The organism is Dolichospermum sp. UHCC 0315A (genome assembly GCF_008121535.1).
Lineage (GTDB): Bacteria > Cyanobacteriota > Cyanobacteriia > Cyanobacteriales > Nostocaceae > Dolichospermum > Dolichospermum lemmermannii.
In genome coordinates this window covers 3311123-3322464 of record NZ_CP043056.1, presented here as the reverse complement: position 1 = coordinate 3322464, position 11342 = coordinate 3311123, and the positions used below count along the sequence as shown (strand labels likewise).

Genomic DNA, 11342 nt, shown 5'->3' with positions numbered 1-11342 from the left:
TTTTTGGCAAAATTAGATAACTATATCTTTTGGTCTATGCCTGATTTCCCGCAATCACACAAAAATTATTAGAGATTTTCCCGAATGCACAACCTAGAACTTTAAAATAAATTAGAGAACTAATCAATCAAAGGATGGATAATGCGTGTTTTTGTACTGATTTTCAATGCTGGTACTGATAATGAAGGAATTCACAGCATTCGGATTAGCAATGCCCAAGGTTTAGAAGGCAATAAAATCCTCATGTTTGAATCAGAGGACGATGCCACCCGTTTTGCTTTAATGTTAGAAGCTCAAGACTTCGCTATCCCGACAGTGGAGATGATGAATGCTGATGATGTTCAGGAATTTTGCCAAAGCACTGGCTATACTTGGGAAATTGTGGCTGAAAACAGTGAATTAGTAATTCCACCCGAAACGAACGTGGAACAAACTGATTGGCAAGCCCAAGCACAAATAGAGGATGCTGATAAAAACTTCTTCCCTACCAGTCTATCTGCCCCAGAAAGTGTTAATTCTGATTTAGACAGTATTCGTCGTCAACTGGAAGGTTTATTGTAGTTTGTTATTAGTTATTGGTGATTGGTCATTGGTGACTGGTGATAGGTGATTGGTGATTGGTGATTGGTGATTGGTGATTGGTCGTAAATAACAACTGACAACTGACAACTAACAACTGACAACGGACAACGGACAACGGACAACTAACAACTGACAACTGACAACTAACAACTAACACAGTATACACAAATGACAAATTTCCAGGAACGCGGGCATCTGCTCACCGAACAAGTTAATCCCCATAGTCTCAATTTAGACCAACTCAACTCTTTAGAGTTGGTAGAATTATTTAATAGTGAAGACCAAAAGGCAGTAGCAGCAGTAGCAGCGGCTAAAGTTCAGTTAGCAGCAGCTATTGACCTCGCAGCAGAAAAACTGCGTCAAGGTGGCCGTTTATTTTATGTGGGTGCAGGGACAAGTGGCAGATTAGGAGTATTAGATGCTGCCGAGTGTCCACCTACTTTCTGCACTTCCCCAGAATTGGTACAAGGGATTATTGCTGGTGGTGCGGGAGCATTAGTCCGCAGTTCCGAGGATTTGGAAGATCGAGCGGAAGATGGCGAAACGGCGATCGCGCAACGACAAATCACGCAACTGGATGTAGTCGTCGGCATCACGGCTGGGGGAACAACGCCTTTCGTTCACGGTGCCATTAATGCAGCGCGTCAACGGGGGGCTAAGACTATTTTTATAGCCTGTGTTCCCACAGAACAAGTCGGTATTGAAGTTGATATTGATATTCGTTTATTGACAGGACCAGAAATTTTAGCTGGTTCTACTCGCTTAAAAGCGGGGACGGTGACAAAATTAGTGTTAAATACCCTTTCGACTGGGGTAATGGTTAAACTAGGTAAAGTGTATGGGAATCGGATGGTTGATGTCGCTGTCACGAATCAAAAATTACATGATCGCGCTTTACGGATCTTACAAGACTTAACTAGTTTAAGTCGAGAAGCAGCCGGGTTTTTACTAGAACATAGTGGTAAATCGGTTAAATTGGCATTATTAATGCACTGGACTGGTTTAGACCAAGAATTTGGGAAACAACTACTAGCCAGCCATCAAGGCAATCTTCGACTGGCTGTAACTAGCTGTCAACCAGACATAAAAGCCAAGAATAAGAAAAGTCAGGAATAATTCAATCTAAATTCTGATTCGGTGACGAACTGTTTTTTTCGGGCTACGCATCTTTTAAAAACATCTTTTTTTTGACAGAAGCTCTAAACTGGTGCAAATGAGTGTTTCTTATCTGTTCCCAGTTAAGAGTTTCCTTCTTTTGTAATTTATTTGACACTCTGCGGTCTAAAGACACGCAGATTTTTTAAGACCTGCTTAAAAAGGATAGTCAATTATCCTCCTAGACGCTCAAGGCAACTACCAGTACGACAGGTATTGCAATTGCGCTTACTTTTGTTTTTTTTGCTGCTTTTGTGAGTCCATCAATTTTTAATGTTAAACGCTCCATGGTTTACCATTGCTTGCTTACCCAGGCTACAGCTATGCCGAGACGAGATAAATCAGGGGTTTCTCCTTAATAAAACACTTCTTTGCGCTGATGGTTATTCCTACTTGCTAATTAATTCTATCATGTCACCGCGAATAAATTCGCCGTTGGCACTTCCTCCACGCATCTATTGCCAAGTGGCTTCCGTGCCTTTCGTTCTATTTGGTGATTAGGTACTAATTTAAAGTTGTCTGACTACAGGTTTACCGTCAATAACTTCACCAACAAGCACGATATCTGCACAATTGACGAAAATGCCATTTTCCAAAACACCAGGAATATTATTCAGGGTTTTTTCCAGGTTTACAGGGTCATCAATGCTATCGAATGTGACATCCAAAACCATGTTACCTTGATCAGTGATCACAGGTCCGGCTTTTCTCACACCCATCCGCAATTCTGGCTTACCACCAAGTGCTTTAATGGCATTAGTGACGGGGGTAAGTGCCATAGGAATAACTTCAACTGGTACAGCGAAACTAGAACCCAAGCGCTCTACTAACTTACCACCATCAACGACGACAATAAACTGTGTTGCTAGGTAATCTACAACTTTTTCGCGGGTATGTGCCGCACCACCACCTTTAATCAAGTTTTTGTGGGGGTCTACTTCATCTGCCCCATCTATGGCAATATCAATATGGTCTACAGCGTCTAAAGTGGTGAGGGGAACGCCATACTCTTTTGCTAACACTTCTGATTGAAATGAGGTGGGGATACCGACAATATCTTTGAGTTCCCCTGATTTGAGGCGTTCTCCTAAATACTGAATGGTGTAAGCTGTGGTTGAACCTGTACCCAAACCAACTATTGAACCGGATTTTACTAAATTGGCGGCCGCTTTGCCAACTTCTTGCTTCATCAATTTAACTGGATCTGCTGGTATGGACATTCTTTAACTCCTGAACAATTAAGGCTATAGAAAATACTATCACAGCCAACTATATTATAAAATTGGTAATGAGAATTTAGAATTTAGAATTTAGAATTGAGGATTGAGAACTAAAACTCCCTTGATTTTTGATTTCTGAGCGAAATTTTGGATTTTATTTACAGACAATTTGTTATAAAAATAAAGGTTTATCAATTATATTTAAAATATCTTTATTTTTAATTATCTAGAAAATCGGCAACTTCAATTATGCAATCACCGTCAATATCAATAATCTAGTTAGAAGATGATAGCTAAAATGAAAAAATTACTGGGTGCATTGACTTTAATCACACTGCTGCAAAGTTCCCCAATTATTGCCCAAGAACAATCACTAGATCCAATACCTGTTACCAGTTCAGAATATATCCAAAAGGTAGTTGATTCTAAGTTAATGGATAACTTTCCCGATGGTAAATTTTATCAGGATAAGTTAATTAGTCGTGCAGAATTAGCGTCAATTTTAGTGAAGGCATTTTATTTAGATAAACGGGCTATTATTCCTGAAAAAAAATCTCTATTTATCCCTGATGTTCCTCCTTCTCATTGGGCATATAAAGATGTTCAGATAGTTTTGAAAACTGATATTATGAAAGGTTATCGAGGAAATCTGTTTTTCCCAAATCAACGGGTTACTAGAGGTGAAGGTTTAGCGATTTTTGCCCAAGCTTATGGGGTTTTCCAATTTCCTGATCAAAGCGTTGATAAGATTCTCTCATCACATCCAGATGCCATAAATATACCTGATTGGTCTAGAAAAGCGATTGCTACAGTCATTGCTGAGGAATTTGTGAATATGGATACACAAGGTAATATTTACCCACTAAGCCCCATGACAAGGGGAGATTTAGCTTATGTCCTAAGTAAGTATTTACAACGTCAACAGAAGCAACCATCAACACCTATAGTTCGCTAGATTTCTCTATTTTCATGAAGTTGGAGATTGGGGCAGTTTTTAAGCCAAAAACTTGTTTACACAGCGAACAAACATTTCCACACCTATTGGTAAAGCCGTTTCATCAAAATCAAATCGGGGATGATGATGAGGATAATCTAATTTTTTCTCTGGATTTGCAGAACCAAGAAAAAAGTAACAACCGGGAACTTCTTGCAAGAAAAATGACATATCTTCCCCACCCATTGTTTGACACTCAGGAACGATACCAATGGGGGTTTCTATCACTTCCTCTGCAACTGAACGAACTAATGCCGCGATTTCCGTATCATTGATAACTGGTGGATAAAGATGAATATAATCTAAGTCATAATTTGCACCGTGACTTTGACAAATTCCCCCAATAATTTGTTGAATGCGGTCTTTAAAAAAACCTGCTAAATCAGGATTAAAATATCTCACTGTCCCACCCATTCTTGCGGTATCAGCAATCACATTAACTGCTGTGCCGGCGTGGAGTTCTCCCACTGTCACCACAGCCGCATCAATGGGGTTAACATTACGGGAAACAATAGTTTGTAAAGCATTGACTATTTGCGCCGCTACCACGATAGAATCTACTGTTTGCTGAGGAATTGCCCCATGTCCACCTTTACCAAAAATGGTGCAGCGAAACAATTCTACAGCGGCCATTAATGCCCCAGCGCGGACTCCCACAGTTGCCAATGGCAGATTATTCCATAAGTGTAAACCGATAATGGCATCAACATCAGGGTTATTCAATACACCTGCTGCGATCATCGGTTTTGCCCCACCGGGACCTTCTTCGGCGGGTTGGAAGATAATTTTTACTGTGCCACTAAAGTCTTGTCGGTGTTGATTGAGGTAATATGCCGTACCGAGAGCGATCGCTGTATGTCCATCATGTCCACAAGCGTGCATCACACCATCATGTTGAGAACAATAGGGAACTTCATTCTCTTCTTGAATAGGTAAAGCATCCATATCCGCCCGAATTGCTAATACTTTACCATGCCCAGATTTTTCACCTTTAATAATCGCCACAATTCCCGTTTCTGCAATACCTGTTTGATGTGCAATTCCCCAACTTTGCAACTTTTCGGCAATAAACTCAGCGGTAATTTTTTCCTGAAAACCTAATTCTGGTTTTTGGTGAATTTGTCTTCTCCACTCTACTAATTGCGGTTGCAAAGCCCGAATTGCTAACCGCACATTTTTAAGATTTACCGTTGAAGCCAAAGGAAATGTAGAAACCATATTTATCAATTAAAAATTAAAAAAACTCTTCCCCATTACCAATTACCAATTACCAATCACCCATTACCAATTACCAATTACCCATTAGCTACAATATATTTCCCAATCTAAAGCCGCAGCAACTTTTGCAAGTTGTTCCAAATCTCTGGGATTTTCCAGATAGGGAACATAACCTAAAACGGGAATATTTGTCAATGATTGAATTAACTCTGGTGGTGTTAAATCAGCAATTTCTTCCTCGGTGCGGGGTTGGGTGCAATTAAGAATAATTCCGCGCAGATTGATTTTATGTTGCCTAGCTAATGCTACATTAGCAACACCCTGAGCGATCGCCCCCAATCTGACCGGCACCACCAAAAAAGTCTGTAATCGCCATTCACCCGCCAAATCAGCCACCGTCAACTCATCAGTAATCGGTGAACCCAAACCCCCCAAAGATTCCACCAACACAAAATCACGTTGTTTCTGCAAAGCCAACAAAGTTCGCCAAACTATCGCTAAATCAATTTGACGATTTTCCTTCGCCGCAGCTATGGGAGGGGCTAAAGGGGCTTGAAAATACAAAGGTGTAATTTCTTCTGGTGACTGGTCCAAATTAAACAGAGTTTGGTACAGTTCCCTATCACCCAACCCCGATTGAATTGGCTTCATCATCCCCAAACTACGCTGGGGATAATATTTTTGCCAATAAGCGGCTATTGCTGCTGTGACAACAGTTTTACCAGCATCCGTATCAGTTCCCGCAATCAGTAAAGTATTCAACAACGTTTTTTGCTAAAAATGACAACTTAATTTGCTTCCTTTCATAATTTAACGTTAAAACGTTAATTAGTCCCATTAAACCCTGGAGTTGACGTTTCTGTAGGAGTTGGCGTTTCTGTGGGAGTTGGCGTTTCTGTGGGAGTTGGCGTTTCTGTGGGAGTAGGGGAAGTCGTGGGGGTTGGCGTTTCCGTCGGAGTTGGCGTTTCTGTGGGAGTTGGCGTTTCCGTTGGTATTGGCGCTTCTAAAGCTACATTCAAACTATAATTAACCTCGGAAACACCCCCAGACAAACCTAATCGAATAATATATCTCCCATCATTAGCTAATATTCCTTCATAAGAAGTAGATTGTTGATCTTGAGTATTAATGATTTCACCATTAGCAGTTAAAATCGTCAGTACAATCCCACTGTTTTCATTTACAGACACAGTTAATTTTTCCCCAACCTTACCTTGTAAACTATATTCAACCAATTCATTTTCCCTCAGTGTTCCGTCAATTGTCGCCTTGTTAGATTTGTCTAATCTCAGCCGTTGACGGTTAATCACAGGTTCACTATTAGTTACTGTGGGTGTTGGAGTTGGTGTTGGTGTTAATAATGTCCCACTAGGAATAACTGGAGACGGAAATGATTGTGGGGTTGTGATTGTTTCTGTTGCTGGACGAGACTGATTTTTCAGTGAATTCACCAAAGTCCAAGAACCGAACCCTGCTAAAATAATCACAACACCGCCAATTCCTGCCAACGCCCAAGCATTATCCAAAATAGAGCTACTTTGTCCAGAATTAACTGAAGGTTGCGGCTTTTCAGATGTTTTTGATATCGGTTCAGGACGATGCCCGATAGCGATAGTTTGTAGATGAGATAAATTAGCAGCAGGTTGGCTACTATAACCTAAGTTAAGCAGTGCCTGAGTAACATCAACGGCACTTTGATACCGTTCCCCCGGCAGATAACTCAACATTCGCTGCAAAATTTGAGCGAATTCCGGTTTTACTGTTGCCCACTGTTGCCAATTCCATATTAGTTCCTGCTCATCAAATAAGTCTGCGGGTTCTTTCCCCGTCAACAAAACTATCGTCGTCACAGCCAACGCATACAAATCACTACTAGGATATGCCCTACCCGTTTGCATTTGCTCACTAGGCGCATAACCCAATTTACCTACAGTAGTTACTGGTGTGGGGCTTGAGGATTGTAATTTTGTGGCTAACTCCTTGACTACTCCAAAGTCAATTAATACAGGCAGGGAATCACTTTCCCGTAAAATCATATTCTCTGGGGAGATATCCCGATGAATAATTCCCTGACCGTGAATATAACTAAGAACAGGCAACAAAGTGCGTAATAAATGCAATACCTCTGCTTCAGTAAAAGTTGTGCCAACATCTTGGCGTTCTCTGAGCAAATTCCGGTAAGTCTTACCACCCACAAAATCTTGCACCAAAAATAACTTTTCGTTTTGGGCAAATTTTTCCCGAAATTTGGGGATTTGTGGATGCTCAATTTGATACAAGATAGCAGCCTCTCGTTCAAATAACTCTTGTGCCTTTTCTCCACCGGATGTTCCCGTGCCTGGGGCAATTAACTCTTTAAGCACACAAAGTTCATTAAAGCGTCTTTGGTCTTCTGCTAGATAGGTTCTACCAAATCCCCCCTGTCCAATAATGTGAATTATGTGGTAACGATTTTGTAGGATAGTACCAACTGTAATCGGTGATTGCATGGTCTATTGATTGAATATAATAATAACAACAGAGCTAGAACTTAACAAAACTATCGCCTGTCCACAACATGACTCAAAGTGTCTCAATTGTGGCTTCCGTAATTTTCCTCAGTCACCCCGCCCACAAGGAAGTGTATACTAGAGACAAGTCTGGCATTATTCTATTCTGACATTCGGACTTTAGTCAGGACTTGTCCAATATAGTAGCAGGTATAATCCGGGATAAATAAATCAATTGGCATCCACAGCAATGTCAAAGTTGATCTTTAATGGTAGGCATTCAGCCGTCAGTTTTCCGGGAAATATATAAATATCGAAGTTCGAGGTATAGATAATTTTGCTAGGTTCTTTTTGATTCATAACATAAATATTTAATCTTCAATTCACGAGGTCGTTAATTGGTAATAAGTATCATAGAATAATTGTTTGCACTTTCGCTGCTATTTAATCGTCGGTTTTCTAACACCCCCAGGGTTAACTTGAAGATCAATATTATTTGTTTAATCCATTTTGGCTAAATTTGCTCAATCTCTGATGATATTTCTATGAATGCACTTCGAGGATCTGCTGTGCTAAGTTCTGCAACTTTACCCGTCCAGTCAATAGCAACGGGACTACCTGACAATAATCGCTTACGGCTGTTTTCCGGTTCTGCCAATCTGGCACTGTCGCAAGAAGTCGCTCGTTATCTAGGTATGGACTTGGGTCCGATGATTCGCAAAAGATTTGCGGACGGAGAACTTTATGTTCAAATCCAAGAATCTATTCGGGGTTGTGATGTCTATTTAATCCAGCCCAGTTGTCAACCCGTCAATGATCATTTGATGGAATTACTAATTATGATTGATGCCTGTCGTCGGGCTTCTGCACGACAGATTACAGCAGTAATTCCTTACTATGGTTATGCTCGTGCTGACAGAAAAACAGCCGGTAGAGAGTCAATTACTGCGAAGTTAGTTGCTAATTTGATTACTGAAGCAGGTGCTAACCGCGTTCTAGCGATGGATTTGCACGCAGCCCAAATTCAAGGCTATTTCGATATCCCCTTTGATCATGTCTATGGTTCACCAGTTATCCTGGATTATCTCATTAGTAAAGGATTACAGGATATTGTGGTGGTTTCCCCTGACGTGGGTGGGGTGGCACGGGCTAGGGCATTTGCGAAAAAATTGAATGATGCACCTCTAGCAATTATTGACAAACGTCGTCAGGCTCATAATGTTGCCGAAGTCTTAAATGTGATTGGTGATGTGAGAGGCAAAATTGCCATATTGGTGGATGACATGATTGATACTGGCGGTACGATTGCGGCGGGGGCTAATTTACTGCGTCAAGAAGGAGCTAGTCAGGTATATGCCTGTGCTACTCATGCTGTGTTTTCACCACCGGCTATTGAAAGGTTATCAAGTGGGGTGTTTGAGGAGGTTATAGTCACTAATACTATTCCCATCCCAGAGGCTAATCAGTTTCCCCAATTAGTGACGCTTTCAGTCGCTAATCTGCTGGGAGAAGCAATTTGGCGGATTCACGAAGATAGCTCACTCAGTAGTCTATTCCGTTAATCAACAAATAACTATCTTCCCAAAGGATGAAATATAAATTTATGAAGGATGAAAGTTTTCGTTCTTCATTTTTTGTATGCAGCTAAAATTTCTAATTCGGACACTACTCTTTCTAATTCTGCCACTAAGGGCGTAATTTGATGTTTCTGGAAAGCATCTGCGAGGGAACGATAATACCAAAGTGTGCCTTCTTTGCCACCTTGAAACCGTTCCCAAACTGCATCACCAATCATGCGATAATCTTTGAGAATTGAGCAGACATTATGGAGTTTGTCAGCAGCGGAAACTAGCAATACTTCTGGTGAAGCGGTGGCAATATGGGCAATATAGGCTTCTTTCCGGGGTTTCCAAGGGGGTTTGGGTGTGGTGTCTGCGTCTGTACAACCATCAACTATGGCTGTGACATGATCTCCAAATCGCCGGCGAATTTCTTCTCTGGTGGCTGCTCCACCTTGGTCTTCTATGGCATCATGTAGTAGGGCTGCTATGGCTTCATCTTCATTAGCTCCATATTCTAAGGCTATGCTGGCTACTCCGAGTAAATGGGTAATATAGGGAATATCCCCAGCTTTGCGTTTTTGCGTGGCGTGGAGTTCATGGGCGTAGGTAAGCGCTTGGGTAAATCTTTCTGATAGCATTTTTAGTTGGATGATGTTAAGAGGAAATGAACCACGAAGGAGCGAAGGACACGAAGGAAGAGAAAGAGAAGGAAGAGAAGGAAGAGGTTAGTGTTTTTAACTAAATTAGTATTTTGCAGTTTGATAAGCTTTGTCCATCATTTCTTTTGCTAATGGATGATAACCATTATTATTTAAAAATGCTAAAATTGACTCTTTTACTTGATAACTAATTGCTTCTCCTGTTGTGACTAATCTAGCAAAATGTTCACAGTTCCAACCTAATAACCCATAATCCCAAGTTTTGAATAATTCATAAGCAATTAAACATCTATCAACAACTTCTTTTTTAGGCAATAATGTCACCGATTCTACTATATGATACTTTCGCGGAATTCGGAATACAGCAAATCCATTTCCACCAAAGTTAAAGGCGTGGGTATCAGAGATAGTTATATGATAATGCAATGCGAGGTCTGAGCTACTTTCTTTATGATGAATTAGCAATCCTGCTGTAGAACTTTTATAATCAACATGAGTTTTAAACTCATGAATAATCTTATCTTCAATAATTTGTGTGGCGGAAAGAATAGTATTATTGCTGGTTTTTTGGATATTCAAAAGAGATAACCACTCACTTATTGACTGAGGACGATTTTCCGGCTTTATTTCCATCCCTTTAATTATCGCCTGATTTACTTTATCACTAATACTAGAATTTATCTTTTTTGCTTCTTCTAATTCTGTACCAATTGCTCTCATTGGTGATATAGTTGGTAATTCTCCAGTTAACACAGAATACAAAGTTGCAGCTAAAGCATAAACATCTGTAAATGCTCCCCGTTTTGCTTTTTTATCATATTGTTCAATTGGTGCAAAACCATCAGCTAACATTTGCGTATGTGTTTGAGTTAAATTCTGGGAAAACTCTCGCGCAATCCCAAAATCAATTAACACGGCTTCTGATTTACCAGAACGCAACATGATATTTTGTGGTTTAATATCTCGATGTAATAAGCCATTATCATGAACTACAGTTAATGCTGATCCAATTTGCTGAATATAGCGTAATGCTTCAGTTTCAGATAAAATACCTTGATTTTCTACTATAGTTCCTAAATCTTCCCCATCAATATATTCCATCACCATACACCAAAGATCATTTTCATGAATGACTTCGTAAATTTGGACAATATGAGGATGACTACATTTAGCTAATTTAATCGCTTCGTTGAGAAAGTCTTGTTGAAATTTAGCAAAATCAGCACGTTTTTGGATTGCATCATTTAGAGTTTTGATAACAACGAAATTTCCCTGATTATCTCTAGCGCGATAAGTGATCCCAAAACCACCTTCACCTAATTCTTTTTCTATGGTATATTTACCATTTTGTAATTCCTGTCCTGATAACCAAGCCATAACCTGTAAATTTATAGATTTATAAGTTCATTTTGGCACAATTTTAGTTGTAAGTGCTAATTTCAGGTTATTATCTGCCTAAAATA

The 11342-nt window shown here is 40.1% G+C and carries 12 protein-coding genes; 4 read left to right on the top strand and 8 right to left on the bottom strand.

The features are described 5' to 3' along the window. Positions 1 to 141 precede the first annotated feature (141 nt). Complete coding sequence (locus tag BMF77_RS16160; protein ID WP_148764188.1) at positions 142 to 561, top strand: DUF3110 domain-containing protein; 420 nt, start codon at positions 142 to 144, stop codon at positions 559 to 561. 25 nt (positions 562 to 586) lie between these two features. Here BMF77_RS16160 and BMF77_RS26805 read toward each other — a convergent pair whose 3' ends face one another. Continuing rightward, positions 587 to 739, bottom strand: a complete 153-nt coding sequence (locus tag BMF77_RS26805; RefSeq protein WP_210422211.1) for a hypothetical protein — start codon at positions 737 to 739, stop codon at positions 587 to 589. A gap of 11 nt (positions 740 to 750) precedes the next feature. Between BMF77_RS26805 and murQ the strand changes: the two genes are divergently transcribed. Continuing rightward, a complete protein-coding gene (murQ, locus tag BMF77_RS16155) occupies positions 751 to 1698 on the top strand; it encodes an N-acetylmuramic acid 6-phosphate etherase (RefSeq protein ID WP_015080466.1) in 948 nt (315 codons plus the stop codon). Between the two features lie 548 nt (positions 1699 to 2246). On the opposite strand, the gene rpiA is transcribed toward murQ, so the two are convergent. After that, the gene (gene rpiA / locus BMF77_RS16150; protein WP_015080467.1) at positions 2247 to 2957 is read right to left on the bottom strand and encodes a ribose-5-phosphate isomerase RpiA; all 711 of its coding nucleotides are present in this window, start codon (positions 2955 to 2957) and stop codon (positions 2247 to 2249) included. A 298-nt stretch (positions 2958 to 3255) separates the two neighbouring features. Here rpiA and BMF77_RS16145 point away from each other — a divergent pair, with 298 nt between their 5' ends. Continuing rightward, a complete protein-coding gene (locus BMF77_RS16145; protein ID WP_148767033.1) occupies positions 3256 to 3912 on the top strand; it encodes an S-layer homology domain-containing protein in 657 nt (218 codons plus the stop codon). A gap of 39 nt (positions 3913 to 3951) precedes the next feature. Here the strand turns inward: BMF77_RS16145 and BMF77_RS16140 are convergent, their stop codons facing one another. The 4 genes from BMF77_RS16140 to BMF77_RS28700 form a co-directional block, all read right to left on the bottom strand. After that, positions 3952 to 5169, bottom strand: a complete 1218-nt coding sequence (locus BMF77_RS16140; RefSeq protein WP_148764186.1) for a M20 family metallopeptidase — start codon at positions 5167 to 5169, stop codon at positions 3952 to 3954. 84 nt (positions 5170 to 5253) lie between these two features. Beyond that, positions 5254 to 5931, bottom strand: coding sequence for a dethiobiotin synthase (gene bioD, locus BMF77_RS16135; protein WP_148764184.1), 678 nt, complete (start codon positions 5929 to 5931; stop codon positions 5254 to 5256). Between the two features lie 62 nt (positions 5932 to 5993). Further along, complete coding sequence (locus BMF77_RS16130; protein WP_148764182.1) at positions 5994 to 7658, bottom strand: serine/threonine-protein kinase; 1665 nt, start codon at positions 7656 to 7658, stop codon at positions 5994 to 5996. 231 nt (positions 7659 to 7889) lie between these two features. Then, positions 7890 to 8018: a hypothetical protein gene (locus BMF77_RS28700; RefSeq protein WP_256370312.1), complete on the bottom strand. Its 129-nt coding sequence runs from the start codon at positions 8016 to 8018 to the stop codon at positions 7890 to 7892. A gap of 185 nt (positions 8019 to 8203) precedes the next feature. Here BMF77_RS28700 and BMF77_RS16125 point away from each other — a divergent pair, with 185 nt between their 5' ends. Next, a complete protein-coding gene (locus tag BMF77_RS16125; protein WP_148764180.1) occupies positions 8204 to 9220 on the top strand; it encodes a ribose-phosphate pyrophosphokinase in 1017 nt (338 codons plus the stop codon). Between the two features lie 65 nt (positions 9221 to 9285). Here BMF77_RS16125 and BMF77_RS16120 read toward each other — a convergent pair whose 3' ends face one another. Continuing rightward, the gene (locus BMF77_RS16120; RefSeq protein ID WP_148764178.1) at positions 9286 to 9858 is read right to left on the bottom strand and encodes an HD domain-containing protein; all 573 of its coding nucleotides are present in this window, start codon (positions 9856 to 9858) and stop codon (positions 9286 to 9288) included. Between the two features lie 105 nt (positions 9859 to 9963). Continuing rightward, positions 9964 to 11256 (bottom strand): serine/threonine-protein kinase, encoded by a 1293-nt coding sequence (locus BMF77_RS28000; protein WP_246862937.1) that lies wholly within the window; start codon positions 11254 to 11256, stop codon positions 9964 to 9966. Between the last annotated feature and the right edge of the window lie 86 nt (positions 11257 to 11342).